The 25852-nt window shown below is 60.6% G+C and carries 32 protein-coding genes and 1 pseudogene; 14 read left to right on the forward strand and 19 right to left on the reverse strand.

What is annotated here, in order from left to right:
• Positions 1-1145: acyltransferase family protein (locus D6B98_RS26295; RefSeq protein ID WP_164718872.1), on the forward strand; the 1145-nt coding region annotated here is incomplete at its 5' end.
• Positions 1106-2032 (forward strand): family 16 glycosylhydrolase, encoded by a 927-nt coding sequence (locus tag D6B98_RS42005; RefSeq protein WP_502699929.1) that lies wholly within the window; start codon positions 1106-1108, stop codon positions 2030-2032. The genes D6B98_RS26295 and D6B98_RS42005, both read left to right, overlap by 40 nt.
• A 3-nt stretch (positions 2033-2035) precedes the next feature.
• Here the strand turns inward: D6B98_RS42005 and D6B98_RS26305 are convergent, their stop codons facing one another.
• On the reverse strand, positions 2036-3313 hold the full coding sequence (locus D6B98_RS26305; RefSeq protein ID WP_245481460.1) for a glycosyltransferase: 1278 nt from the start codon (positions 3311-3313) through the stop codon (positions 2036-2038).
• Between the two features lie 247 nt (positions 3314-3560).
• Here D6B98_RS26305 and D6B98_RS26310 point away from each other — a divergent pair, with 247 nt between their 5' ends.
• Positions 3561-4679, forward strand: a complete 1119-nt coding sequence (locus tag D6B98_RS26310; RefSeq protein ID WP_126259818.1) for an O-antigen ligase family protein — start codon at positions 3561-3563, stop codon at positions 4677-4679.
• A 399-nt stretch (positions 4680-5078) separates the two neighbouring features.
• Here the strand turns inward: D6B98_RS26310 and D6B98_RS26315 are convergent, their stop codons facing one another.
• From D6B98_RS26315 to D6B98_RS26340, 6 genes are all read right to left on the reverse strand, one after another.
• Positions 5079-5525 (reverse strand): hypothetical protein, encoded by a 447-nt coding sequence (locus tag D6B98_RS26315; protein WP_126259820.1) that lies wholly within the window; start codon positions 5523-5525, stop codon positions 5079-5081.
• Between the two features lie 307 nt (positions 5526-5832).
• A complete protein-coding gene (locus D6B98_RS26320) occupies positions 5833-8094 on the reverse strand; it encodes a polysaccharide biosynthesis tyrosine autokinase (protein WP_126259822.1) in 2262 nt (753 codons plus the stop codon).
• Positions 8095-8348: 254 nt separating this feature from the next.
• Positions 8349-8963, reverse strand: a complete 615-nt coding sequence (locus D6B98_RS26325) for a hypothetical protein (RefSeq protein WP_126259824.1) — start codon at positions 8961-8963, stop codon at positions 8349-8351.
• A gap of 143 nt (positions 8964-9106) precedes the next feature.
• Positions 9107-10621, reverse strand: a complete 1515-nt coding sequence (locus D6B98_RS26330) for an O-antigen ligase family protein (RefSeq protein ID WP_245481461.1) — start codon at positions 10619-10621, stop codon at positions 9107-9109.
• 27 nt (positions 10622-10648) lie between these two features.
• Positions 10649-11110, reverse strand: coding sequence for a hypothetical protein (locus D6B98_RS26335; RefSeq protein WP_245481462.1), 462 nt, complete (start codon positions 11108-11110; stop codon positions 10649-10651).
• 294 nt (positions 11111-11404) lie between these two features.
• On the reverse strand, positions 11405-12607 hold the full coding sequence (locus D6B98_RS26340) for a polysaccharide biosynthesis/export family protein (RefSeq protein WP_126259828.1): 1203 nt from the start codon (positions 12605-12607) through the stop codon (positions 11405-11407).
• A 393-nt stretch (positions 12608-13000) separates the two neighbouring features.
• Here D6B98_RS26340 and D6B98_RS26345 point away from each other — a divergent pair, with 393 nt between their 5' ends.
• From D6B98_RS26345 to D6B98_RS26355, 3 genes are all read left to right on the forward strand, one after another.
• Positions 13001-13444: a hypothetical protein gene (locus D6B98_RS26345; RefSeq protein ID WP_245481463.1), complete on the forward strand. Its 444-nt coding sequence runs from the start codon at positions 13001-13003 to the stop codon at positions 13442-13444.
• 74 nt (positions 13445-13518) lie between these two features.
• Complete coding sequence (locus tag D6B98_RS26350; RefSeq protein WP_126259830.1) at positions 13519-13794, forward strand: hypothetical protein; 276 nt, start codon at positions 13519-13521, stop codon at positions 13792-13794.
• Positions 13795-14020: 226 nt separating this feature from the next.
• On the forward strand, positions 14021-15202 hold the full coding sequence (locus tag D6B98_RS26355; protein WP_245481464.1) for a hypothetical protein: 1182 nt from the start codon (positions 14021-14023) through the stop codon (positions 15200-15202).
• Between the two features lie 11 nt (positions 15203-15213).
• Here the strand turns inward: D6B98_RS26355 and D6B98_RS26360 are convergent, their stop codons facing one another.
• Positions 15214-15840: a transglutaminase-like cysteine peptidase gene (locus tag D6B98_RS26360; protein WP_126259834.1), complete on the reverse strand. Its 627-nt coding sequence runs from the start codon at positions 15838-15840 to the stop codon at positions 15214-15216.
• A gap of 194 nt (positions 15841-16034) precedes the next feature.
• On the opposite strand from D6B98_RS26360, the gene D6B98_RS26365 reads away from it, so the two are divergent.
• Together D6B98_RS26365 and D6B98_RS26370 are read left to right on the forward strand one after the other, a co-directional pair.
• Positions 16035-16772 carry a metallophosphoesterase family protein gene (locus D6B98_RS26365; protein WP_126259836.1) on the forward strand — a complete coding sequence of 246 codons (738 nt, stop codon included), beginning with the start codon at positions 16035-16037 and terminating at the stop codon, positions 16770-16772.
• A 61-nt stretch (positions 16773-16833) separates the two neighbouring features.
• Positions 16834-17493 (forward strand): hypothetical protein, encoded by a 660-nt coding sequence (locus D6B98_RS26370; RefSeq protein WP_126259838.1) that lies wholly within the window; start codon positions 16834-16836, stop codon positions 17491-17493.
• A gap of 1 nt (position 17494) precedes the next feature.
• Here the strand turns inward: D6B98_RS26370 and D6B98_RS26375 are convergent, their stop codons facing one another.
• The 3 genes from D6B98_RS26375 to D6B98_RS26385 form a co-directional block, all read right to left on the reverse strand.
• A complete protein-coding gene (locus D6B98_RS26375) occupies positions 17495-17944 on the reverse strand; it encodes a hypothetical protein (RefSeq protein WP_245481465.1) in 450 nt (149 codons plus the stop codon).
• A gap of 305 nt (positions 17945-18249) precedes the next feature.
• Positions 18250-18495, reverse strand: coding sequence for a hypothetical protein (locus tag D6B98_RS26380; RefSeq protein ID WP_126259839.1), 246 nt, complete (start codon positions 18493-18495; stop codon positions 18250-18252).
• A gap of 69 nt (positions 18496-18564) precedes the next feature.
• Positions 18565-18810, reverse strand: a complete 246-nt coding sequence (locus D6B98_RS26385; RefSeq protein WP_126259841.1) for a hypothetical protein — start codon at positions 18808-18810, stop codon at positions 18565-18567.
• A gap of 187 nt (positions 18811-18997) precedes the next feature.
• Here D6B98_RS26385 and D6B98_RS26390 point away from each other — a divergent pair, with 187 nt between their 5' ends.
• The gene (locus D6B98_RS26390; RefSeq protein ID WP_126259843.1) at positions 18998-20215 is read left to right on the forward strand and encodes a superantigen-like protein SSL4; all 1218 of its coding nucleotides are present in this window, start codon (positions 18998-19000) and stop codon (positions 20213-20215) included.
• Between the two features lie 124 nt (positions 20216-20339).
• Here D6B98_RS26390 and D6B98_RS26395 read toward each other — a convergent pair whose 3' ends face one another.
• The 4 genes from D6B98_RS26395 to D6B98_RS26410 all read right to left on the reverse strand — a co-directional run bounded on the left by D6B98_RS26395 (position 20340) and on the right by D6B98_RS26410 (position 22125).
• Complete coding sequence (locus D6B98_RS26395; protein ID WP_235885164.1) at positions 20340-20576, reverse strand: hypothetical protein; 237 nt, start codon at positions 20574-20576, stop codon at positions 20340-20342.
• A 125-nt stretch (positions 20577-20701) separates the two neighbouring features.
• A complete protein-coding gene (locus D6B98_RS26400) occupies positions 20702-21118 on the reverse strand; it encodes a hypothetical protein (RefSeq protein WP_126259844.1) in 417 nt (138 codons plus the stop codon).
• 42 nt (positions 21119-21160) lie between these two features.
• Positions 21161-21451, reverse strand: a complete 291-nt coding sequence (locus D6B98_RS26405) for a hypothetical protein (RefSeq protein WP_126259846.1) — start codon at positions 21449-21451, stop codon at positions 21161-21163.
• 251 nt (positions 21452-21702) lie between these two features.
• Positions 21703-22125: a hypothetical protein gene (locus D6B98_RS26410; protein ID WP_126259847.1), complete on the reverse strand. Its 423-nt coding sequence runs from the start codon at positions 22123-22125 to the stop codon at positions 21703-21705.
• 225 nt (positions 22126-22350) lie between these two features.
• On the opposite strand from D6B98_RS26410, the gene D6B98_RS40115 reads away from it, so the two are divergent.
• From D6B98_RS40115 to D6B98_RS26420, 4 genes are all read left to right on the forward strand, one after another.
• Positions 22351-22524: a hypothetical protein gene (locus tag D6B98_RS40115; RefSeq protein ID WP_164718874.1), complete on the forward strand. Its 174-nt coding sequence runs from the start codon at positions 22351-22353 to the stop codon at positions 22522-22524.
• Positions 22525-23057: 533 nt separating this feature from the next.
• The gene (locus D6B98_RS41505; RefSeq protein ID WP_283810165.1) at positions 23058-23339 is read left to right on the forward strand and encodes an EAL domain-containing protein; all 282 of its coding nucleotides are present in this window, start codon (positions 23058-23060) and stop codon (positions 23337-23339) included.
• Positions 23306-23521, forward strand: coding sequence for an EAL domain-containing protein (locus tag D6B98_RS41510; RefSeq protein WP_283810166.1), 216 nt, complete (start codon positions 23306-23308; stop codon positions 23519-23521). The genes D6B98_RS41505 and D6B98_RS41510 overlap by 34 nt, the downstream gene beginning before the upstream one ends.
• Positions 23522-23606: 85 nt before the next feature.
• Entirely contained in the window at positions 23607-23972 is a 366-nt protein-coding gene (locus D6B98_RS26420) for a VanZ family protein (RefSeq protein WP_126259849.1), read from the forward strand.
• 43 nt (positions 23973-24015) lie between these two features.
• Here D6B98_RS26420 and D6B98_RS26425 read toward each other — a convergent pair.
• The 4 genes and pseudogenes from D6B98_RS26425 to D6B98_RS26440 all read right to left on the reverse strand — a co-directional run.
• Positions 24016-24180: pseudogene (locus D6B98_RS26425) on the reverse strand (CHRD domain-containing protein); the annotation flags it as partial.
• Between the two features lie 5 nt (positions 24181-24185).
• Entirely contained in the window at positions 24186-24467 is a 282-nt protein-coding gene (locus D6B98_RS26430) for a hypothetical protein (RefSeq protein ID WP_126259850.1), read from the reverse strand.
• Between the two features lie 108 nt (positions 24468-24575).
• Complete coding sequence (locus D6B98_RS26435; RefSeq protein WP_126259852.1) at positions 24576-25022, reverse strand: hypothetical protein; 447 nt, start codon at positions 25020-25022, stop codon at positions 24576-24578.
• 149 nt (positions 25023-25171) lie between these two features.
• Positions 25172-25453 (reverse strand): hypothetical protein, encoded by a 282-nt coding sequence (locus D6B98_RS26440; protein ID WP_245481466.1) that lies wholly within the window; start codon positions 25451-25453, stop codon positions 25172-25174.
• A gap of 104 nt (positions 25454-25557) precedes the next feature.
• Here D6B98_RS26440 and D6B98_RS40120 point away from each other — a divergent pair, with 104 nt between their 5' ends.
• On the forward strand, positions 25558-25722 hold the full coding sequence (locus D6B98_RS40120) for a hypothetical protein (RefSeq protein ID WP_164718875.1): 165 nt from the start codon (positions 25558-25560) through the stop codon (positions 25720-25722).
• The last annotated feature ends 130 nt before the right edge of the window (positions 25723-25852 follow it).

The following is a 25852-nucleotide window of genomic DNA, read 5'->3' on the forward strand; positions in this document are numbered from 1 at the left end:
CCGCACGGCAGCCTAACCCCGGCAGAGGCTCCACTTATCGACGCGGATATTCTGTTCAGACAACCGGGGCCAGCTCACTCCACCCTAGTGGCTTTGACTATATGCGTCTCGTTCTGGCTGTTCTCGTTATTTTAGCGCATGCTCCGACCATTGCGATTGGAGAGAAGGCCGGTCAGGACTTTTTCGAGCACCCACTAGCTCTTCCCCTCAAATTTGTATTGCCCGCCTTTTTTACGTTGAGTGGATTCTTGGTTGCAGGAAGTATGCAGAGATGCAGGACCCTTTTGTCGTTCCTGGGACTTCGGTTCCTTCGCATCTATCCCGCGCTTATTGTCGAAGTAACGTTGTCGGCTCTTCTCATTGGACCTCTTGTCACGGAAATTTCGCTGCGAGAGTACTTCTCCAGCCCAGTGTTCTTTCGATATTTATTGAACGTTACGGGGCATATCAGCTACTATTTACCTGGCGTTTTCTTAAGCAATCCGAAGCCAGCAATGGTGAATTGGCAGCTATGGACCGTGCCTTGGGAGCTGATCTGCTACATCGCCATAACCTTGATGATCCTGGTCGGCGTCAAGAAGCATCGACACCGTGCGATTGTGGCGACAGCGATTATATTCTTGATCGCTTTGATCAAGCAAATCCGCTCACCCGAGGGATTATCAGTTCTTCATGGCCACGCCTGGGGGCATGTTCTTGTCGTCTATTTCGCAAGCGGCGTGCTGGCATATTTGTACAAGGAGAGGCTGCCGTACAACGCCAAGCTCTTCTTCGTGTCTGCGTTGAGCGCCCTCATCGCATTTGGGCTGCTCCCGGCCGGTCAACTGTTAGGTATACCTCCGCTAGTGTATTGCGTGATCTACTTGGGCGTATGCAATCCTAGACAGATGCTCCCAGCGAGCGTCGTCGATTGCTCATACGGAATGTATCTTTATGGCTACGTGCTGCAGCAGCTGATAGCATTGGAAGCACCTTGGAGCCGGACAATCCTTTGGAACTTCGTCATTGCGGTGGGACTTAGCCTAGTCGTCGGACTGGCCTCCTGGCATTTGGTAGAACGGCCAGCTCTGAATCTCCGAGGTCATCTCCGGTCGCTTGAGGATTGGTGGCTGAACACTTCAAAGCTCGCTGCCGCGCCGGACTGACTCGAGGAATAGATCGGAGCTCTAAATTGCTTACACGACGATCGATCTTAGCCGGCGTAGCCGCGCTTCCCTTTCAGCGGGTAAGCGCGGCTAGATCTGATGAATTTCTGAGAGTCGGCGCTCTCGGAAACTTGCCTGAACGTCAAACGAATGACCTCCCTCTTTCGGACCAATCCAACAAGGACGGTTGGCAGAAATTGAATTCGCATAGCGACGAATTTAATGGCGATAGATTGGACCCCCTGAAGTGGTCATCAAGCGATACATGGAACGGAATGAAACCGTCCTTTTTTGCATCGGAGAATGTCTCTGTCGCAGACGGGAGCCTAAATATAACTTGCCAGCTACGTGATCCGCCGGCAGCACTTGCTAGTGCTGGCTATGGGAAATGGTCAACCGGTATAGTAAAAAGTCTTTCGACAGTTCAATACGGATACTTCGAGGTTCGAGCTAGGCCAATGCGCTCCGCCGCACTGAGCTCGTTCTGGTTCTACAAGAAGTACGCTGATACCCAGGACGAGATTGACGTATTCGAGTTCTGCAAAGACAGAAATGGTGCAGTGAGCAATTACCACATGACGCTGCATGTGTATCAGCTCCCAGGTTATACTTCGGATATTATCTCAGAAGCGTATTGGCGAGCTCCTTTTGATTTTGCGAACGAGTTTCATGTCTTCGGTTTGAATTGGAATCGGAGTCGAATTGAGTTCTTTGTAGACGGCGTTTTGGTTCGAAGGTTAGAGAACCGGCTTTGGCACAGACCCATGCATATGATCTTCGATAGCGAAGTTCACCAGAAGGGTTGCGGGATCCCGGAAGATGCAACAATGCCATCTACCTACAAGATAGACTATGTTAGATCTTGGCAGTCTCTCGCTACGAATTGAGCATCACCCGTTGCTAGGAACTTGCGATACGGCGGCACTTACAAGTCGTTCGAATATCTCCACATTCTTTTCGATGTTAAATTTGCGCTCGAAGCAAATCCGCGCGTTGATCTTCATTTCTTGCTTTGCTTCCGGCCTTAGGCTCAGATAGCCACTGAGAGCCAATGTTGTGCCCTCTATCGTGTCGTCCTCCACGAACCCAGCATTGGCCGATTTTATCTCTCGCCAAATGTTTACCTTGTTGGAAATCAAAACCGGAGTACCGCAAGCGAGAGATTCAGCGACAACAATGCCGAAGTTTTCGCTGTGTGAGGGCAGAGCAAATGCGTCCGCAGCTCTAAATGCCCCCCATTTTGCCTCCCCAAGAAGGATCCCGGGGAAGTGCACACGACTAGCGACACCGCGCTCAGCGGCCAGTCGTTTGAAGCCTTCAAGCATTCCAGACTGATCTGGCCCGGCAACGACTAGATCTACCTCGGGAAACTGGTGCGCTACATTAGCGAAAGCCTCGATCAACAGATCGCAACCCTTCTTAGGATGAACTCGGCTCAGAAAAAGCACAAAGGATCGGTTCGCTAAGTTGGGGACGGCACGTCTAAAGGCCCTTTCTTGCTCGTCACTGGTGGCAGGAGGAGAGGACGTGCCATACCCCACCACTTGCCGTTTATAGTCGAAGCCCCAAAACATTGTTTTGGCCAGCTCCAGCTCCTCCTCTGTCGTAAATAGCGCGGCGTTCGAACCTCTCAAAAGCCAACCTTCGTTGAAAAGCCAAAAGCACTGCTTTAAGGCGTGTTTAGCTCGAAAATTCGAACGAAACCAAGGATCGAGCATGCCGTGTGTAAAGACGAAGTAAGGAGTGCCAGAATTCGGTAGCACCCTAGCCGCTGCAAAAGTCGAAAAATTCCACAATCCATTCACGACGACGCAATCGTAGTTTCGAATGTGAGATTTGAGCCAGGGGATCAGCATGCCGGTGAAACCATAGCGCTTGAAAAGGTTGCCCCAGCCTTGTCCGGTCTTGTAAGAGCCTAACGCGTGGGTTCTGATTGGGAAGTCCAGCAAGAACGGGGCATCGGCCGGGTCAAGCGAGACGATCTCGCGCTCGAGCGAGCGTGTCACACGATTTTGTTGCAGAATGCCTTCGACAGGACCGCCGTAGGCAGGGTCAACACTGGCAATAATGTGAAGTAGCTTTAGTTTGCGAGGCGACATACGCGTATAACCCGATGGATACCGGATGATCCGGTGACGGTAGGAACGGGCAAAGCAGAGTAACTCCATGGCGACAGCCCGGCCAACTTTGCCCGAAAGTGATCGAACCCGTGTTTAAGAAGGCCTATGAATGACTCAACTCCGACTTCGCTCCGCCCAATCTGGAGAGATCCCAAGTAAAACTTACATATGGTTTGTACTAATAGCACTTTTGCCAGTCATTTACTCGATCTACTGGCCTGCGGTCTACGCTCTTTATGGCGTCGTCGTGATCGCAGCTGCACTTCACTATGCGCACGAGGGTCGGGGACCTCACGTGAATATCCCCACAATCGTGGCCTTAAAATTCGCATTGATGATGGGACTACTGTTTTTGTACTCGGACAGCACGGGGAATATCTTTAACATAGGCGGCGTGGTGTTCGTGGAAGCTCTTGCCCTTTGGTTTGCAACGGGCGCGCTCACTAATAAAAACAGGGCAAAATTCTTTAAGACCCTGGCTCGGCTTTGCCTACTTAACATTCTGATTTACGTCCTACTATCTATTGTCCTTTCTCGATTTACCGACATTCGAAATCCGATTGATGACTTCCTGGCAGGCGAACGCGTTCGGCTGCTGGCTTCGCGAACCGGACACAGCGTCCTAATAGATCTAGCGTTTCTAATCATGTTGATTGCCGCCTCAAATATCGGAAGGCTGGGATTCTTCGAAGCCGCAGCGATGATGGTGGTCTCAGTAATCTCAATTCTTCTTGCAAAATCAGCGGGCGGCTATCTTGTTTTGATTGCTGTAGGATTTGCGTTTGCAATTGAGGCCGTCCAAGCGAACAATCTTGCTAGAGCACTCCTTTACATTCCCGTCTTCTTGGCAATTTCGATCTTTTTCCTTGAACCCGATCTGCTCAATGAGGCGATCTACTACGTTAGAACCGAACTCCAGGGCGCGAGCCTCGCGCAGTACAAAAATGGCGACCTCTCCGCTGGACGCGCGCTTCTCAACGACATCCTTATGGAGGCAATTAGCAAGAGTCCCCTTATCGGCGTGGGTCACGAGGATCCGGTGATTCAATATGGCACCAACATTTATTCCGATTCAGGACTTACTCTACACAAGACTGCAATCACTGAGAGCGGATTGCGAAATGCTGCAAAGTTCGGCGTACCTTACTTCTGTTGCATCGTTGCCTTTATCCTTCAACCTCTCTTGATCTCATTCAGAAGCAAAGAACGTGACGTCCGGATATTCTGCCAAGCTCTTGCGTTTGGATTGCTCACGCTACTCGCCGTAAACTCCCAATTTGAAGTTCCGCATGAGCCGCAACACTTCGTTTATTTCTCCCTGCTGGCGATCGCCGTCCAATTCATGGTGAAAGATCATTCGACTTCGCGCGAGCGACAAAGAACTGGTCGTTTCGTCCGCTCTACTGTTGAGTAGTGGAGTATCGAAAAGTGGTGATTTTTGTCATGCTGCCGAGGACTGTATCCACTCGCCGGTAACCACCAACTACGAACCCATTGCACCTGTCGGAGGCGTAGTAGCAAACTTTAACTTTAATCGTGCGTGAACAATTATTCTTCACGCTGACTACGTGATCAACGACGTTTGGATTGACGACATGAGGCCGCGCCGCGGCCTCGATATCCAGGCAAGGCCGACCAAGCGCATCTCGAATGATCTGCCCTCCCGTCGTCTCGCCAGGTCCTTGTACCGTGAAGCGCGGCGTCGGGGTCGATTGTGATTGGGCCTGAGTGCTTGCTGCGAAAAGCCATGCGCTGGCCAAGCCGCATGTTAGCACCCCTCGACGTCTACTCAACCCCAAGCGAATTGAGATCATTACCACGGCCTCTCATCAGCTTGAAGACCAGGAATAGACACCTTGATGCCGTCATTCGATAGGCGCTTCCGCAGAGCCTGTCTAGAAGCCAGATCAACGCTCTCCAGCGCGGACAGTAGGCGCTCCTTATAGGTCCATCCCACGCCGATCAACGTTAGCTCAGCCTCTGCAATGAAGTCAGAATCCACGGTGTTAGCGAATTCAGATATAACTTCAGATTGTACAAGGGTCGAAAGAACTGGAAAGACAGCTAGCGCCAACCGATTACGCCGCAGGGCGACCCAGCCCTCGTTCGGTCCCGTCGCGTACGATTGCTCAAGATAGCTAATGTTTTTTGGATCAAGTCCGTTGCGCGCTGTACCGACGGAATAGAGCATCAACCATAGGAATGAACCCATCGGGTTTTCACGAAGCGCCGTTCGAATCTTGTCTTCGGCATTCTCCATTCGCCGATCGCTCTCCTCAGGTCGACTCCATTGCGTGGTTTCATCCGCAGCACGCAGGATTACTATGGCCTCGGCTTCCAAGAACTTAGACTGCAAGATCGCAGGCCGATCGATACCCTTCAAGTGCGCCAGCACGTCCGTCAGAACGCCGGGCTTAAACCGGTCGTTAGCAACGATGCGGCTGGAAACCTCGCGAACGGGAGTGGCTAACCAGAATGACCGTGTCGCATAGGAAGCCCAAAGCGCACCAACCGCTCCGCAGAGCAAAAGGGACGAGCGCAGTAGCACCAGTCGCGCAACGCGATAACTATTCGACATACCCATAGCGGGCATAGTATTTCTGATAATAATATCGACCGTGATAGGATTCGTAGCGGGCAAGCGCCTTGGTGTCAGCCTTGTTCAGGACCACGCCGAGCAGCTTGTCTTGGATTTCAGGCGAGCCGCGGAGGTTGTGCTTGACTACGTCGGTTTTGGTTTTGCCCCACTCCACGACAAACACATACGAATCTACAAAGGAGGACGTGACGCGCACGTCTACCACCGGCGCCATCGGCGGCATATCCAGAATTACGTAATCGAACTTCGCGCGGAGTTGGGTCACAAGAGCGTGCATCGCCTTCGAGGCAAGGATCTCGTTTGTGTGCAAGAGCTTCGAGGTAATTCCTGCCGGCAGGATCGAGAGCTTGGTCTCGGAGTCTACCACCAGCGCCTCATGGAGTTGGACCTTCTGCGCGACGACGTCGACGAGGCCGATCTGCGCATCGGGCACCAGGGCGCGCGATAGCGAGGGGTTGCGTAAGTCCGCGTCGACAAGAATGACGCGCGCGCCGCCATGCGCCATGAGCTGGGCAAGATTGGTGGAGAGAGTGCTCTTGCCCTCGTTCGGCAGGGTCGAGGTTGTAGCTAAAACGCGGTTCTCGCGCACAATGGCATTAAGGTCGATTGCTACCTTCACCGAGCGCACGGCTTCAGAGAAGCGCGACAGCGGGTTGTCGACGACGTAACGCAGGAGGTCCGCCTGCGGATTATTGGCATTGCGTTTACCTCCTAGCATTTTATCGCCAAACCGCGGCACGTCGACTAGGCCGAGTGCCGGCAGAATGGCAATGCAGTTGGCTCCCAGCACCTCCTCCACTTGGCTCGTCGTACGAAATACCTTGTCGGTGAGCTCACGCGCCATCGCGGCGCCGAAGCTCAGCATCAGTCCACCAAACAGTGCGCCGGCCAGTACGAGCAGCGTCTTCGGATAGCTCTTTTTGAGCGGCATAGTTGCTGCGCTGATCACCCGGGCTTCAGTGATCGGGAACGACTGCTGCTGCACGCTTTCCATGTAGCGCTGCAGAAAGTTGTCGTACATCGCCTGGTAGCTTTGTGCGTTACTCTCGAGCTCGCGGAGCTGCACTTGCGCCTGGTTTGTAAGCTGCGATTCCGAGACGACGTTGGCGAGGCTCGACTTGATCGCCTCCTCGCGCGTCTGTGCGATGTCGTAGTCGCTCTTGTAGGATTCCTGGATCCGCTTCAGCTCGTCGATGATGTTCTTCTTGATCTCGGCCATCTGTCGGCGCAGGTTGACCGCGGCTAAGTGATCCGAGCCGTACTTCATCGCCCAGATCGATTCCTTGGAGGCCATGTCGACATACTGGCCGCGCAGCTTGACGATGGTGTCGTTCTTCAGCGCGTCGGCGACGCTGGCGTCCGGAATCTCCTGCTTGAGGATATCGTTGATGCGGTCCATCCGCGCCTTGGCCTCGGCGGTCGAGGCATGGGCCATCACCAGCTGGCTGTTCACCTCGGCGAGCTGCTGCTCGTTCATCAGTCGGCCACCGGTGTCGACGATGTTGTTGGCGGTCTTGAAGTCGACCACCGCCTTCTGCGCGGCGGAGGCTTGGGTGCGCAGCTCCTTGATTCGGTCCTGCAGCCAGACGCTGGCGCGACGGGTGGCCTGATACTTGGCTTCGAGAGAATCGACGATATAGGCGTCCGCTATCGCGTTGGCGATCTTCGCTGCCTTGGCCGGGTCCTTCGACGTGTAGCCGATCTCCATCACATAGGTGAGGCCGAGGCGCTTGATGGTACGGTTCTTCTCGAAGCGCTCCAACGCCTTGCGGGTCTGCTCGAATTCGGACGCCGCTTGACCGTCGGAAAACAAACTGCCGAAGAATTCGACGACGGCGCCGAGCAAGCCGCCGCCGACGCTGGTGAACTCCGGATCCTCGGTCAAATGGAGATCGCGAATCACGGCAAGGCTGATGTTCTCGGATTTCAGTATCTCGACCTGGGTTTCCACCGTGGCGGAATCGACCGCGATGTCGCCAAGCACGGATTGCTGCTGGAACAGCTGCACCTTGCGGGTGTCGATCACCATCGAGGCGGTGGAGGTGAATTGCGGCGCGGCGGTGAAGAGATAGAGCAGCGCCAGGATCACGCAGGCCGAGACGATCGCGACCATGGTCGGGAACTGGCGCCTGATAATGTCGATGTAGGAGGTCAGCGTCTGCGACGGAGAGCCGTCGGCCTCGGCGAAATCACGGTTGATCTCCGAGGTCGGCTTGTTCACCTGCAACATCCAGTAATTCCTGAAAATGGATCGATCTGTGGTCTTGGGATCAATGTTTGCTGCGTCCGGAGCAAGCCGGATGCCAAAGCCCGCGCTGCGCGCAACACTAGCACAACCCTGCCTGCAATTGAACGCGCTCGACGCAGTGCAACGCGCGACTCACGCGACTTTTTGCAGGAAGCTTAACGGCGCAAAAGCAAAGCGGCGCCCGATGGCGCCGCTGCCGTGAGGTGTCATGGGCCGGCCGCGCGGGCCGGTCCCGGTCAGCGCGGACTGACGCTGTTGTTGGTGCTGCCGACGCCACCACCGACGGTCGCGGGCGGATTGTTGGGGTTGTTGTTGTTGCCGAACCTGACGGCACCGCCGCCATTGCCGCCGTTCGGGAAGTTGTTGCCGGTCGGTCCGCCCGCGCCGGAGCTGCCGCCACCGCCGCCGCCGCCGGTCGCGGCGATCGCGACGTCGCCGGTCGCGGCCTGGTAGGCGGCGATCACGTCGGGGTTCTGGGTGGCGGCGATCGCGGCCTGGATCTCATTGGCGTAGGCCTGGTCGGCCTGCGCGGCCAAGCGGGCGACCTGGGCGAGGCCGCCGACGATCGCGCGCATCTGGTCCTTGGTGGTCGCGGGATCCTTCAGAAGTGCGATCAGGCCCGGCAGCGTGGTCGGGTCGGAGGCGCCGAGATCGCGCACGCGCGAGATCAGCTGCGGGCCGCCGGTCGGATATTGCTGCAAGAGGCTGTTCGGCGCGGCCTTGAAGTCGGAAATGACGGTGGCCGGCAGCTGGCGCTGCGGCGGGTAAACGGCGGCGCTGGCGGCCGACGAAATGGTCGCGGCGAGGGCCGCGGCAGCAGCCATGCGAAGCGCAATTTTGATAACGCTCATAAACAAAACCTCCAAAAATCAGCTGCCCCGATGTGCGTCCTCGGCCCGGGCAAAAGGCTGTGCTGGTTGCTGGAACCTAGCGGAAGAGAAAAGAGCTGTCCACTTATTCTAAAGACTTCGTAAACGGCGCAACTGCTTCAAATCTAGACACTTTTGTGAAGCTGGGGCAGCGCGCGCGCCGCCGCGCCGGCGGTTGCATGACGCCCCTCGCCTCGCCGGCTGGTGGCGTTCGCCTCGGTCATCTCGCGGCCCTCCTTGGTGCGGAAGGATTGCGCTAGGCCCGCGCCGAAAAGCGCAAAGAATGGAATGCTGTAGCCGGGCACCTGCAGCGTGAAGTCGAGGCACGAATGCAGCAGCGACAGCGTCGCGGTCGCCGCGGCCGCCAGCGGGATGATGACATCGCGCCTGCGTCCGAACACGCCTTTGGCCAGAACAAGCAGCATGATGGCCCAGGCCAGCGCCACCAGCAGCGCCATCGGAATGCCCACCTCGGAGGCAAGCTCCAGCGGCGTCGAATGCGCGGCGTCCCAGATTCCGCGAATCGAGATGTTGGGGCTGCGGTAGGGCGGAAAGGCCCATTGGAAGGTGCCCATGCCGGTGCCTACCCAAGGATTGTCGGCGATGATTTTGAGCGTCGATTTCCAGGCCTCGATGCGGCCCTCGTCGACCAGGCCCTGGCTGTCGAAGCGGCTGGAGACGCGGCCGCCGAGCAGCTGCAGCAGGCCGAGCGCCACCGCCGCGCCGGAGCCGAGCGAGATCCAGATGCCGGTGCGCGGCGGCAGGTCCTTCCTCAGGAACAGCGTGAACGAGACGATCATCGCAAGCAGCGACAGGCCGACGCCGGCGCGCGACGTCGTCATGAACATCGCCATCAGGCAGATCAGCAGGCAGCTAAGCTGCGGCAGGATCTGTTTCGGCGGGATCGCGCGCAGATCGAGCGACAGCCGCTTCCATTCGATGTGCCGCTCCGGCAGCCGACGGCGGACGTCCTCCAGGATCAGGAGCATCCAAATCAAGGCGCAGGAGCCGAAATAGGCCGCCGCGGTGTTGCGGTTGATGAAGGTGCCGGTGACGCTGCCGAGATAGGCCGTCTTGTCCCGCCACAGGATCATGGTGGGCTCGATCAGGAACGAGAGCACGCCGTAGAGCGCGTAAGCCGCGCCCGAGATCGCGAGCACCCACAGCAGGCGGCGGGCGCGGTCGCGGTTCGCCCCGACGGTGATGCCGAGCACGATGGCGAGGATGTTGGCAAGCGGCGCGCCGAGCGCGAAGAACGCCTCGTTCTTGACGATGGACGCGGACGGGGCGATCGGCACGCCGAGCAAATCCGACGCCTGCTTCCAGATCGGCTGGAACGGCGCCACGAAGGGATGATCGGACAGCTGCTCATGCAGCACGAAGGCGTAAGCAGCAACGATGACGCCGATCCCGGCGAGCAGCCACAGCTGCGGCCTGCGCAAATCGCGCGTCGGCGCGAACATCACCGCGATTCCGAGGCACAGGCACCAGAACGCGATCGACAGATCGTTGGTCGAGCCGAACGGAAACGGCGCGCCGGCTGCCACGAAGAACAGGATGAAGGTCGCGGGCAGGCTCCATGACCAGCGAAATGACCAGCGAATCCTGGACCAGCTCATGTTGGAAGGCCAAAGGCGCATCGTCTTTCTTGCGAGCTCTGTTCGAGCCTAGAGGAAGCAATCGATCGGATAGATCTTCACATCCACGTTGAGGCGGCTGTTCCGGGTCTGCGCCCGGAAGGCGTAGAATAGCCCAAAGCTATCACTCCCCGGATCGAGTTTTATTCCGGGGGTTAATTCGTCGGGCGGCACCAGCACGCCGATGTGCCGGTTGATGGCCGAAATCTCGATCCGCCCCTCGCCTTCCGCAAAATGCCCAGCGAGCTGGGTCACGGTGACCTTGGGCAGGCCGCGGCGCTGATGGCAGACCTCCTCCTCCCAGAGCTTGGTCTGCTGGACCAGCAGTTGGCCCGCGCCATCGGGGACGACGATATCCGGGAAAGACGGACGCAGCATCCCGAAGAACTTGCTCTCCCTGGAGTTCGCCGACAGGCGGACCGTGAACGAGAGCTCGCCCTTGGCGCCCTTCAGGCGCGAGAAGATCGGGGCATCAGGCTCGGCGGAGACCATCACGTCGATCCTGTGACGGACGCCTAGCTCTGCGGCGGCGCCGAGAGCCGTTCCGGCCGATGCAAGCCCGAGAGCGATCAAGACGAGAGCCGGAAGGCGGCAAAACGTTCGAAAGCGCATGAAGCTGATGCCTCTTGCAACATTGCCGCGGGAGCGATGACCCGCGTGACGGGCTAGGCCGCGCTGATCCAAACGCTGCCTCCGCGGCCCGACCATACCGATGGGATCGCGAAACGAAAATGGCACCGGGACAAAGCCCCGGTGCCATCGCTTTTGGTCGATCAAGTCGGCGTCTTACGGCGCCAGCTTGACGTTGTTGCGGAAGATCAGGGCGTCGTTGGCGAGGTTCACGGTATCGCTGCCGGTCGCCATGATCACACGCAGGTAGTTCAAGAACTTGGTAACTTCGACGTTGCGCGAGTTCGAGACGTAGATGATGTCGCCATTCTTCATCATGACCTTGGTCGCGAGGAAGAAGCCGCCCGGATCGCGGAAGTTGACGTTGAAGATGACCGGGATCGTCTCCGAAGTGTACCTGCTCACGTCGATGCCGAGCTGGGCCGCAACCTCGCGCGGCTCGCGGCGATAGAGGTAGACGGCAGCCGGATCGGCCTGGCCATCCAGGAGACCGCCAGCCTTGCCGACGGCTTCGCCGAGGTTGATGCGCCAGGCATCGAAATTGAATTCGCCGCTCTGGCCGCTGGCGCCAAACGCCAGGAACTTCTGCTGTTCGCGATAGACGTAGATGCTGTCGTCGGGACGAACATAGACGTTGTTCTCGGGCGCCATCACGAGATTTTCGAACGGCACGGTGGCCCGGCGGCCGCCGCGCTCCAGCATGACCCAGGTCTCGAAGCCCTGGCCTTTGATGCCGCCGGCGCGAGTGATCGCATCGAGCACGCGATCCTTGGCACCTGCAGCGCTGGCAGGATAACGCGCCGGCGAATTGACCTCGCCGAGCACGCTGATCAGCTGAGTGCGCTGCGAGGACATCGCCACGACCGCCTGCGGCTCGATTGCGCGGTTGCCGATCTTCTCGACGATCGCGCGTTGGATCTGGACCGCCGTCAGGCCCGCGGCCTTGATCTGACCAGCATAGGGCACGGTGATGAAGCCGTCATTATCGACTGACTGATCCGGGATCGTCACATAGTTGCCGGGACGGACGCCGGCTTCCGCCGGGATGAACAGACCGCCTGCCGCGGCTTCGAAGATGGTGACGCTGACGACGTCGCCGATGCCGAACACGATGCTGGCGGGCGGACGGCGATCGGTGAACACGCCGGCGAGCCCCTTGGGCTCATGGGTGTGCAGGATCTTCACCGTGGCCGGATTGAGCGGCACCAGCTCATAGGCCGGCGCGTTTTCCGTCTGGATCTTGTTGTTAACGTCGTCCGTCAGCGGACCCGAGCCGGGATTGGTCGAGCAGGCCCCGAGCGCCAAGGTGGCGGCCAGAAATGCTGGCTTGAACAGATATGACTTGGCAAATGACTGCATGAATCGCGCCCCGAGAGACCCCAATTACCCTGATTGGTACGGCGGCGCGGGGGGTGCGACAAGGGTTCCCGAGTGGTTAACGATGCGATCCCTCCGCTACTGTTGCGTGCGGGCCACTCTTTGGGGCCTGGTTTAACCCTTTGTGACTATTTGTTGTATTTCGTGTGCCCGGCAGGCGGGCACTTCGCCCAAGTCGAGAGCTCAGTGTGTCGAACGTAAGGCTTCTTCGACCCTCCTCTGCTAAGACGGGAACCCATCAAGAGAGGACTCCCCGTGACTGGCCTCCTTCTGTTCGCCTTTCTGGCTGGATCTTTCCTTGGCGGCACGGACCGCCCTCTGGAGCCGGCGATCTCGTGCGCTCGGTCCTCATGCTCGGGCGTCCCCGTCCTTGAGGTGGCCGCCCCTGCGCCCTCCTCCGTCTGGAAATTCAGCCGGACGCAAGGAGCCAAGGATGGCGAAAGCTTCGCGGCCATCACGAAAACCGCGGACACCACCCAATCCGACCCGGACTTTGCCGGCCTGATCGTGCGCTGTGCGCCCAAGGGCAAGATCGACGTGCTGGTGGCCTTGATCAGGCCCTTCCCGCCCCGGAGCCACCCCAAGGTCACCATCGCCGCGAGCGGCGGCGGCACTTTATCCTTTGACGCCAGCATGGCCGCCGCCGGGGCCGCGGTGCTGCTGCCCGACGAGGTCTCGGCCTTTGCCGCCGGCAAGTGGCAGACGACGGCTTCACTGTCCATCGTGGTTAAGGAAAGCGACAGCGAGATCAAGGGTGTGGTGGCGCTGAACGGCTTGCGGGAGGCCTATCATTCGCTGCTGGCGAATTGCAGCCTATAGGCCAAATTTAGCCATACAACTTAAGGGTCTTTTTAGGGTGGGGAACCTAGGGTCCGAGGCACGGAGTGTTTCGGATGACCGCGCTTTTGATTTTCAGCTTTCTGGTAGGTGCCGTGCTGGGCCAACGCTTTCGCGTCCTGGTGCTGCTGCCCGTCACATTCGCTTTGCTGCTCACCGTGCTGCCGGTCAGCCTGATGACCAGCCTTGGCGCCCTCGAAGGCCTGAAGGCCACGGTATTTGCGGCCATTGCTCTCCAGGCCGGCTATCTCTTTGGCTCGGCCGCGCGCTTCAGCCTTGCCGCCGCACGTGCCGCGCGCGTCTTCGGCCGCCCGGTCAAAGCCAGCCGCTGACGCCAATCAACGCTACAACGCGCGCAAACGGTCCAAGGTTTAAGTGTTGGACCGAGGCTGGCCTCTGTTTGAAAACCACCCGCTCGCTTGTATGGTGACCTGACAGTTTCAGGATTCCCTTCGAGCGCGCCGTTTGTCCCTCGCTTATTTTACCCTCATCGTTTCCATCGTTTCCGCTTCCGCTCTCGAAATCGCCGGCGCCAAGTTCGGTGCACAGCTCGGGACGATGACCGCCGCGCTGAGCTTGCTGGCAGCCACCGCAACCGCGCGAAAAGCCGACTCCGACCATTATGTTCGCGCGACCTCCTGGGGCCGCTGGATCCTGATGGCCATTCCGCTCTGCATCGCGGCTCAGCTCGTGCCGCTTCCGCTGAGCTTGGCACATCCGATCTGGGCGAGCGCTCACGAAGTCCTGGGTGGCTTGTCCCTCGGCCCGATCACCGCCGATATCGGCCTGACCGTCAGCGCGCTGCTCCTGGCGGTTGCAGCGGTCTCGGCGCTCGGCGTTACCATCCTGGTGGTGCGTGACCGCGGCCGCGCCGAACTGGTCCTCTTCGTCCTCGCCGGTATCGCCGCGGTCTCCGCCCTGACACTGGATCTGCATCGGCTGTCACCAGCAGGCGCACAGGCCGCCGCAACTTCCGAACTGGCAACAACCCTGGCCGGCTTCGGCCTCGTCCTGAACCTGGCGATCATGCAGCTTGCCGCGGAGCGGGCCGAAACGCACCATTCGCTGCTTCGCTCGATCGTGCTTGGTTTGTTGAGCCTTGTGGGTGCCCTGATCAGCGCGCTTGCGATCTTCGGCCTCTCAGGCACGAACAGCGCAGTGGCCGCAAGCTTCGGCATCGCACTGATCCTGCTGATCCTCGTCATCCGCAGGCTCGACCTGTCGCCATTGGCAGCGGGCGCGCTGGCGCTGGCAGCTCTGATTGGAGCAGCGATCGTCCTGACCTTTCTGTTTGAGAAGGGCTCCGGACCAGTCCTCTTGCGGCTGGTGCCGGAGATGAGCGTCGAAACGAAGGCCGCCCTCGAGCGGATGTTGGCCGACACACGCTGGTTCGGCGCGGGCGCAGGGACCTTTGCCGCGTTGGGCAGGATCTATCAGAGCGACATTGGAGCGATCTTGACGGCGCCGTCGGCAGCGACGGCCGTCTTTGCGGAGATGGGATGGCTCGGTCTGGCGGCCCTGATCGCGGCGAGCCTGATCGCTCTGGTGCGGCTGGTCTTCGGCGCTTTGCAGCGTGGACGCGACTCGTTCTTCCCCGCGTCCGCCGCGGCCTGTCTGCTCTTTGCGCTGGTTCAGAGCTTCGCAGGTCCCGGACTGCTGCGGCCCGCGGCAATCCTGTGTCTTTCGGTGATCGTGGGACTGGGGCTGTCGCAGAGCGTCAGCCAGTCCGGATCACGATAGAGCGCGGGTGATCAGACCGAGCGGTCGCCGAGCGAGGCCCAGTAGTTCGGGTTCTTGGGCGATTGAATGCGGACCCAGCGATAGGGCTTCTTCGACCACGGCAGGATGTGCCCGGAGAGATTGTCCAGCACGAGATCACCGGAGAAGGTCCGCACCACGACCACGAGATGATGCTCGCCCCAGGTGGTCACGACCTCGCTGAGCAGCACCGCGCGCGCCGGAAAGCCCTTGGCGATCAATTCGTGGCGTTTTGTCACGGCGTAGTCGTTGCAGTCGCCGCTCGCCGGATGCAGCAGCCATTTCTCGCCGCGCAGTCCTTCCAGATTGGCCTCGGGACGGATCGCGGTATTGACCTGCCGGTTGACATCTTGCATCTGCGCCAGCCGCTCCGCCGTGAGCTTCAGCCGGCCGCCCCTGAACACGATCTGCTGCGGCCGCGGCTTGCACTCGTCCTTGTACTTCAGGCAAAACAGCGTGAAGGCCATCGGCGCCAGCGTCGGCTGGTCGAACTTGATGTACTGGATGGCACCGCGCAGCCCCAAGGGCGCGCCGACGAAAGCGGCTTCGGCGCGCTGCTGCACCCCCGCAGCAACCACGATCGCGGCCACGGCCGCCAGGAACTTTACAACTTTGCGCATGTCGCGCTCCCCGTTCTTGTTGGGGGAGACGCTACGCGATACGTCTTGAAATACGGCTCAAAGGCCGCACGACCCTTTAATCAAAATGCGGGCGACTTCGTCGGAAACAATTAAGAATACCGATGTGTGACTTGTTCTGCTAAGAGCGGTCACAACGTTCCGCTCGTGACGCTGGATGCGATTCGACCGACCTGATGGGCCTCTCCTCCCGTTTTCGAAAGAAGACCAAGCCGCGGCTTCCCGACGGCGTTCGCGTCTATGCGATCGGCGACGTGCACGGCCGCGCCGATCTGCTTCAATCGCTGTTAACCGTCATCGACGCCGATCTGGCCCGTTCCGCGCCCGAGCGGGCCATTCAGGTCTTCCTCGGCGACTATGTCGACCGCGGCCCGGACTCACGCGCCGTTCTTGATCTGCTGATTGCGCGCTCGAAGTCACATGAGACGGTCTGCCTGAAGGGCAATCACGAGGTCTTCCTGCTCGAGGTCCTCAAGGACCCCGCCCGCCTGCAGGAGTGGCGCCATTATGGCGGCCTCTTGACGCTGGTCTCCTACGGCATCACGCCGACCATGAACCCGTCGGCGGAGCAACAGGTCGAACTGATCGAAGGACTGAGGCGCGCGCTGCCGCCCGAGCACCTCGCCTTCCTGCAGCAATTGCCGTCGTCCTTTACCTGCGGCGACTTCTTCTTCGTGCACGCCGGCGTCAAGCCCGGCGTCGCGCTCGAGCGCCAGAAGGATGAGGACCTGCTCTGGATCCGCGAGGAGTTCCTCGCCTCCGAAGAACGCTTCGGCAAATACATCGTCCACGGTCATACGCCGGTCAGCGTGCCCGACATTCGCCCGAACCGCATCAACATCGACACCGGCGCTTACGCGACCGGAAACTTGACGCTGCTGACGATCCAGGGCGATAGTCTGTTGGCCGTTTGAATCCCTGCCTTCCTTTCAATTCCTTGCTTGTTTCGCCCTCACAGGCCTCGCCGATTTCACCATGAACATGATCCTGCTTCGCGCCATCGGCATCTCAACTGCGATCGTACTGGCGCTTCACGCCAGCGTGGAATTCTACGGCGATCTGATACGGCCGAACTTTCGCGCGAGTGATTTGTTCTCGGGCGAAATTCCGCCTGAGAAGGCCAAGCTGGCGACCGCCGGCCGTTTGGCATCCTATTCATGGGACGGCGACTTGCTTGCCAATTACGCGGCAGCGATGGCCGCTGACGTTCTTCACCGTCCTGCAACCGATGCGGGCGGAAGGGCCAGCGAGAACAAGGCGGCGCAGGCCGCCGTCGTCGCAGCCTTGAAGGTCTCGCCGATCAGGCCGGCACTGTGGCTGACGCTCGGCACGCTGCAGACCCAGGCCGGCGAGGCGGCGACGCCAGCGGTGAAGATGTCCTACCTGACCGGATCGGTGCCGATCGACGTTGCCATGTCTCGCGTCCGGACCGTGACCTCGGGCGCCGCCGCAACGGACGAGGAGATCAGGCTGCTGGCGCAATCCGACATCCGCACCGCGCTCGCCAACCGCTCTCGTTACGAGCCGCTGCTGGTCGCGGCCTACGTGCAGGCAACGCCGCAAGGCAAGTCGCTGCTGCTCGAAACCACGAAAGTGACCGATCCCAAATTCAACGAGATTTTGCGGCGCTACTAACTCAGCGCACCGATCTCGGGGCGAGCGGCACGAAGTCCTGATCGCGGCGCGGTTGATCGGATCGCCCCTGGTAGACGAACATGCCCTTCTTGGTCGTGACGATGTCACCCCGCTGCAGGCTGTCGTCGCGGAGCAGACGTTCGGTCGCGACGAGGTCCGGATCTTCCGGGATCGGCTTGTAGAGCTCGGGATTCTCCCGCCGCTCGCGCGAGACCTCCTTGGCCCGCCGCCGCGCCTCCTCGATGCGTTGCCGCCATTCGTCGCGCGAGACTTCCGGCTCGCTTGGCGGAAGATAGTCGCTCAGCGACGGCTCCGGGTCGCTCTGAGCAAGACATGAGAACGGACCAGCCCCATACACGGTCAGTCCGACCGCGGCGGCCACGATCGCCTTGACTGGTGCATTCCTCAGCATCCGGCGGCCCGATGCGGAATTGCGGCGAATGGATTGCACTCCGATGACTCCAAAGCAGGCCCCGGCAGTCGGAGGCCCTTTGGAACTTCAGCTCATAGGGTTGCCAATTGCAAGATGGTGGACTCGCAGAGAGCTACTGGCGCTCAAAAGTCGAAAAACAACCCCATGCACAGTAGCCGGCCCCAGCGAAATCAAAGGGTTACGATTCTCAGAAATGCAGATTGATTGGGGCGAGACGGACGCGTAACGGCATCGTTCCGGGCCGGGCCGACGAGGGCACCCTCCCTCCGACGCTCTCCCGCCAGCGCCAAAGGGAGTGCACCGTCGTTGCAGCGACAGGCTTCCTAATAGCGATGGCTCGACCCGCTGCCCCGGGTTCTGTTCCCGTAGTACGGGCGGGCACGTCCGCTGCCGGTCGTCACGGGCGGCTCGATCCGGCTCGGAATGTTCCGCGTCGCGTTGGGCGGCGCGGGCTGCGACGGATTGATGATGGTGACGTTGCGGTTGGGCGTCGAGGAGTCGTTGACGCCCTGGGCCCAGCTGGCGGCAGGCACAAGCAACGCGATGGCGATCAGGACTGGTCTTTTCATGAATATCTCCCGAAGCAAGAACGTCAGGGAGGCGATCACCGTTCCATCACGGTTCGTTGGGTGACGGCCTCAGCGGGGAACGGCGACCAGCTTGCCATCGCGCCAGACGCCCTGGGCCGACCTTCCAGCGGGCAGGCTGCCTGACAGGTTTCGAACGGCGGTCGGCCGCGACGCCGCCTGACCGGTCTGCGCCTTCTTCGTGGGCGTCGTGATGATGCTGGAGCTCGTGGTGTTGGCCTGATCCTTGGTCCCTTGCGCAACGGCAGGCGAAGCCAGGAATGTCAAAGCCGTGAGGACTGCCAGAACGCCGCGCATGATCAAACACCAGAATGAGGAGCTCCGCGAAATGTCACAGGTTTTCCCCCAAAAGCAAGCACCTTCGAAGCACCGAGAGGGGCGTCGGCAGACCCGGCAAAATCAGCGGCAGAGCGGCCTCGGTCGTGACGTCTCAAGCGGAAAAGCCTAGCGAAATGGCCTCATCCGGGCTACTTGATCGCCCTTGATGACCGACTCCGGTGAAACTGCGGCCAACGTCCCCTCGGCGCAACAGATCAAAGCCGGGTTTATCCGTCTCCTGTCGAGCCGCATCCGCGCCGTATCCGACGATCCCCAGCAGATGCGGGAGATCGTCTATGAGCTGGCACGCGTCAAGCTGCTCGAGCAGTTCACGCACGCCGACGCGCGAGAATCCCGCGAGCTTCTGCAGGTCCTCGAACGCGCCATCAAGGAGGTGGAACGTTCCTTTGCGAGCAGCGGCGCGGCGGAGCCACAAAATGTTGTGGCGGCACCTGCCGTCCCGGCGCCCCCGCCGGTCCCTACTCACTCTCCTCCGCCGGTTCCGTCGCCATCCGCTTCCGCTGCGACGCCAACTGCGAAGGACGCGGGAGCATCGCGCCGTACCCTGGCATCGCCGCGATCCCCCGATCAGCCCAAACGCGGCAACGCCTTCACCCTTCTGGCTCGATTGGCGGTCATCCTCCTGCTCATCGCCGCGGGCGCGACCGTGGCTGTCTATTGGCCTCGGCTGAGGTCGCAACTGAGCGCATTGTCGCAAATGGCGCCGCCGCCCGATCGAGCACCAAACAGCCCGGCATCTCAGCCGAGCGCCAGCCCGCCTTCCGCCGTGGGCGAGGCTGTTGAACGGACGCCGGATAGCCCGAAAGAGCCGGCGCAAGCTGCACACCCCTCGATGCCTCTGCCGACGACGTTCGGAGTCTACGCCTTGAGCGAGGGCCAGCTCCATGAGCTCAAGTCGGTGCCGGGCAAAATTCCGGACCGCCGCGTCGCGATCTCGGCGGCCATCACCACGCCGAGCGCGACAACGTTGATGGACGGCGACGTCAAGTTCATCGTGTTCAGGCCCGATGGTGGTGTCGATGCAAGCGGGACCGAAGTTCGGGTCGTCGCGAAAGTCTCGCGAGCCATGGGCGTCGATGCCAGCGGGAAAGCCTCCATAGTCAGCGCCGGAGATTCCTGGGTCATCCGCAGCATGTCCTACCCCTATAAGGTAGGCCCGGTCGACGACCAGCCGAGAATGCTGTTGCTGCAACCGGAGCAGGACGGCTTCACGCTCGCTCCCGGCCGCTACGTCGTGGTGATCAAGGGCATGGGCTACGACTTCACCGTGGCCGGAACGGTCACCGATCCCAATCAATGCGTCGAACGCATCAATGCGGCGAACGGCGCGTTCTACTCGCCCTGTCCGCCGCCGCGACGCTAAAGCATGATGGTGTCAGGCCCGATCGACGCGGGCGACCACCTCTCCCTACGGGAGAGGTGGTCTGAGTTCACCGCACGCATCGACTCAGCCAAAACGCATTCCGCTTTAGCCGAGGCCCGATTTCTCATTTGGCCGGCTTGCTGTCCTTGGACGTCTCCGCCGGAGCGTCGTCGACCTTGCCGTTGTTGGCGACGCATTTCTGGAAGTATTCGCGCTGATCCTTGCCCGTGCCCTTGGTGCTACCGGCCGCGGGGTTGCCTATTTGCCTTGGCGGAAAGGCCTTGGCCACCGCGGCGTCGCATGCGCGCGCAACTTCGACGGTAATGGCCGATGCCGCCGCCGGCGCAGCCAGTGTCAACACGCATGCCAATCCAACCAATCTTCGCATATGTCTGACCGGCACCTTGTTGCTCCTTCGAACCATGAAAACTTGCCGGGACCATAGCAAAAAGGATCGAAGCGCTAAACCGCAAACATCCCTCAACGTTAGCTGTTGAGCTGCGGCGGTTTGAAATCCGGAAAGCGCGTCAGCATTGCGGTTCTGACGAACTTCAAGTGCGCAATGCTGCTCGCCAATTCCTTCAGCCGGCGCTGGCCGTTGGAAATGTCGGCTGCGAACAGGTCCTGGTGATGATTGTCGAGCGCTTCCCGCTCGAGATATTCGTCGGTGCCGTTTCCGAAGGTGACGGATGCACGTGCAAGTGCGTCATCGACACGCCGGTTGAGGCCGGCCTGCTCCCGCTCCGCTTCCTGCAATGCCGTTTCAATCGCCGCCAGGACCGCACCGATCCGGACACGGTCGGTCTCGGCATCACGCTCGACGGAGCGCGCCTTGAAACCTTTGTCCTCGCGGCGAGAGCCGAGAAGATTATGTGCGCGCGCTCTCAGGAACAGCTGAAACATTTGGGCTATCCCCACATTCGAGATTTAAACCGCTACCATCGGTCACGCATAGTTAACAAAGCCTAAATCCCGCGGCCGCTCCGCCTGGCTTCGTGCGATCCATGCCCGCCAGGCTCCTTCGTGCTTGGAGTAGAGCTCAAGCCACCGAACGTCGTCAACCGCACCCGTTCCCCTGCCCATGCCGGTTTCGGCCGCGATTTGCACCGTCTCCGCCGGTGCTAGATCCAGCGCCTCGAATTCCGCCGTCTCCTGCAGCGAAAGGCCGATCAGAACGCGGTGCCCCTGCGCGTCAACGAAATACCTGCGCGGCGCGTTGTGCCGTTGGTCAATCATTTGAACGACCCTCGTTCACGATCCAAGGACCCGGAAGGTCGTTCAGATGCCGGCCATAACTACAAACAAACGCAATCAAAATGAGGACGCAGATCGTCGCGCCCAGCAACGCAATGAGATACGTCATCTATGTCCACCTGCGCGCCTCCGAAAAAATAGAGGCGGCCAAACGCTCGCCATGAATTGTTCCGTCTTAGGCTGCCTGTCCGAAGCGCTCAAGGACGGCGACGAGTTAACCTAACCGCACGTGGTTATTTCGTTTCCGCCACGATTGTTGGAGCGGGGACCCGCGCGCCGTCTACGATGATGATGGCCCCTGGGTTCGACCGGCCTCCATCGAGGCCGGCGTATAGGGCGCGTAAAGACGATATCGCGCCGATCGCCTCCGCGAGCGCCATGCCCTTACACCATAGCCGCAGCCAAAGCCCGCTGCGAAAATCGAAACCAAAACCAAAACAGCCAACATTTGGAATGTCCCACGTTTGCTGGAACGTTCCTCCCGCACTCATTTCATCTTTTCGTTGCACCGACTTCAAGATCGGCAGCGCCGAAACTTTTGTCAGACGAAGATGAAGTTTGTGCAACGTGGTGCTTGAAGATTGGTCGGCACGTGAGGGAAGGTGCTGCGCAGAGGCTCCAGTTCTTTTTACCAGAACTCGACCCGCCGACACCATGAACCCTCGTTCACCGTGGTTATACGGTACCTCGCCGGCCGATTTTGTCGCGGTAAGGTTGAGCGGTTAGCTTAATCCGCGTTGTTTGTTGCGAAGTCTCACCGATCGCATATCCATCTTCGCACTAGGCTCCCCCAAGCCTGGCCCCACCCAAGCAAAGCCGTCCAGCGAACATGGGTCGCTTGGCGGCTTTGTCATTGTGTCGACAAGAGGATCATTTCGGTTATGGCGCGCAAGCCCTGGTCGTTCAAGGAAGACCGCCGGCTCATGGAGTTGGCCAAGTCTTCGGCTTCGCTGGAGCAGGCGGCGAAACTTCTCGGCCGCTCGCCGGATGCGATCAAGCGCATGGCTTTGCGGCTTGGTCTTTCGCTGAAGTCGAAGACCGGCAAGAAGGGCTAGTCCCGGAAACAGTTCGTCGCCGACGGCAGCTTTGTCCGTCATCGCGGCAACATCTCCTTCCGAACCCCGTGCACCGCCCGTGCGACCGAGCGTCCTGCCTTCAGTCCGCCCGGCCGTTCAGATCTAGTTGTTCGTCTTCTTCTGGGAGCCCATCCCGGGGCTGGTACCGTAGTTGGGTGTCCCCGTCCCCTTGAAAGCTCCACCCATGCTGTCCGAGCCGGAATTCGTCGCCGTGCCGCTGCGGGTGGTGGGCTGATTGCCCGCTGGCTGGTCTTTGGTCCCCTGCGCGGAGGCCACCGAGCTTCCGAGGACCAACGACAGGAGGAGGCTTAACGTCCTGATCATACTGCTCAACTTTCATGCTTGGGCCGCGCGGACCATCGGTCAGGCAAACCACGCGGTCGCCCTTCCGGGGCGGTCCGGCCGTTAAACCCTATCTTAGCCCCCGCTGGCTAGGATCAATCCCAAGATAATTCTCAAGATCATTCCCAAGATCAGTCCCAGCCTCTCCTGAGTTCCACCCGGACCGGATGATGCCCAAGCACCTGCTGAGCGCCGGCTTCGTTGAAACGCTGCGGCGCACGGTGCTGACGGCGAGAATCTCCGCACGCCAGATCGTGGTCGAAGTGACCGAGCGCGACGAGCTCGACGATCTCGCGCACGCCGCGACTGTGGTCGAGCTGCGTGACCATGGCTCCCGCCTCGCCATCGACGACGTCGGTGTCGGCCATAGCGGCCTGTCACCATCACCGAGGATGCGTCGACCACGACGATCGTCGAAATGCTGGTCGCGCTCGCCAGGGATTTTCGGATGACGGTCGTTGCCGAAGGCATCGAGACCGAGGAGCAGCGCCGTGCCCTGATCGCGTCCGGCGTCGAAGAAGGACAGGGCTATCTCGTCGCCGCTCCGCTCCCATTCGCCAAATTCAGCGAGCTCGTCGAGTCGCGCCGCCTCTCCGCAGCCGCGGCACCGGCTGGCGACGTCCTGGTCGCCTGACCATCCCCGCCGGCGCCCACCACGGCGCTTTAACGATGTTCTCGTCTTTCGAAGCGGTACGATTTCCGAGCGGCTATGGTAGGCCATGCGTCGAAATCACCTCATCGCAGCCGCGGCCATCTGCCTCGCTCTCATCGTCTATGCCACCTTGGCAAGACTGGCGGGGCGGCCGGCGCTGATGGGGCATCACGAGGCCTATTGGATCGTCGTGATCGAGCGCTTCAGTGCTTACGGCCTGTTGGGCTTCCTGCTGTCCTTCCTGCTGCCCGGCCGGGTCGCTCTGGCCTGCTCGCTCGTCGTGGCCGTCGCCATGGGCCTGGAAGTTCTGCAAGCGCTGATCCCCGATCGCGATCCGGGTTTCCTCGACGTGTTGCAAAAGGCGGCGGGAGGCACCGTCGGCGTCCTCCTCGCCCAGACGATCCTGGCCTTCCTGCCCCGGCCGCCAGCCTGAAGATCACGGCGACAACCTCTTCAGCGCCACCGGGACATCATCCCTACTTCATCATCTGCCCGCGCAGTTCGCCGCCGGGGTTCGCGACCGTATGGATGTTCGCGTACCATTTCCCGGCCAACAGATCGGCCGCCTGAGCGTCCGTCAGGGTGTTGCTGCCCTGGATCGGGCTTTGAACCGTCTTGAACGGCAAAGCGATGCCGGCATTGGCGCTTAGGCTGCCCCGCGCTCGCGGAACCCGGGCGGTGCCAGCAGTTCGGCCATTTGCCTGTGGGTGGTCTGGAGCGCCTCGATGGCCCCGTCGAGATCGAAATCCGCTTCGCGGATCGATGCGAAGAACCTGGCCGTCAGCGCCAGGTCAAGCTTGACGCGCGTTGCCCCGTCGCGGCTCTTGCGGCGGTCGAGCGACAAATGGAGCGCTCGCAGCCTGGCCTCTGCCGGCGTGCAGCCACTGAGCGTCGCCAGTTCGTCGTAGGTCATCCAGATCTGGGGCATGTTCTCGTCATTCCTTTGCAGCGGCCGCATCCTAGCGCTCTGCGTGTAAATGCACCGTTGCCGCGCCGCCGTCGCAGCCCGTTTCACTGCGACACCGTTATCGCAAGACTAAGATACGGGAGGCCTCGCAGGCGCAGGGAACTGGCGCGGCCGCGAACGGCTGTCGAGGCCCTTGGGCAATTTGTCATTGAGCTTCACGACAGCGGATCGAGCCTCCGCAGCCGGCGCGTCGTCCCGGCAGAAGATCAGCGTCACCTCGAACATCACGTCGGGCGCTTGCTTGGCTTTCCCGGAGCAGGTCGCCAGCGCGCCGCTGCACACGCCCGCGAGTTCGACCTCGACCTCGTCCAGACCGAACACGGTCGGCGGGCCCTCGGCATACCGCCGCGTGGTCAGCACCGCCGTGAAGTGCTGGTCGTCAGCGAACCGATAGGACCCGCCATAGGTGAAGAAGCTGTCGCTGCCGGAGATCCGTCCATCCGCCAGATGCACGATGCCCGTGCCCTGGGCGCGCGGCGTCCTGAACCAGGCCGCGTATTTGCCGTCTCGCATCATGGAAGCACCCACCGTAGAATTCACCGGTATTTGCAACCAAGTCTGGGGCGCGACAATGACCGATGCGGCGAGCATTCCGCCACGGTTAATGCCCTGCAAAGCAGACCCGTCAAATTGCCCCCGCCGCACGAGGCGATCGCTGCGGCGCGTCAGAACAATTCTATGCCGTCGTCCGCCGGTTTGACCGCCTCGACCCGGCGCGAGGCGGCGGTCGATACCAGTCCAAGCGTTTGCAGGAAGTCGCGATGAACGTCGCGCTCGCGTTCCATGGTGTAGCGCGCGAAGAGATCGTCGAGGATCGCCTGATCCTGCACCTCCACCTGTAGCCGCTGCGCACCCGCCGCGCCCGCAGTCTCCAGCCGCGCGGCGACCGCAGGCAGGGCCGCCGAGCTTTCGCCGAGCATGGTCATCAGGCCTTGGGCCGAATTCATCAGCCTCTCGAATTCCGCGCCTTCGTTCACGAGCCGGCTCATCTGCTTGCCGAGCCGCTCGGTCGCCGTCGAGCGAGGCGGCCTCGATCCGCGCGCTGCGCGCGATGATGGTGATCATCTGGATGTGCTTGAACAGCGGCTTGAGCAGCGAAGACGCCTCCGCCGTGCTCTTGCCGATCGTCTCCAGCAGCGCGCTTTCCGGGGGCAGCGCCGCGGGGCAGCGGGCCACGCCGTTTCAGAAGACCGAAGCCACGCCCGTTACCATATAGAGTGCAGCGGAGCGCCCTCCGGTCGAGCCCGTCCCGGCCGCCTGACAATTCGACCAACAGCTTGCCGCAGCTCTGTTTTCTCCGGTCGCCGGGTTGAACCTGTTCCTGCTAGAGTAGCACCAACAACAAA

The sequence above is a fragment of the Bradyrhizobium sp. LVM 105 genome, assembly GCF_003957705.1.
GTDB classification, from domain to species: domain Bacteria; phylum Pseudomonadota; class Alphaproteobacteria; order Rhizobiales; family Xanthobacteraceae; genus Bradyrhizobium; species Bradyrhizobium frederickii.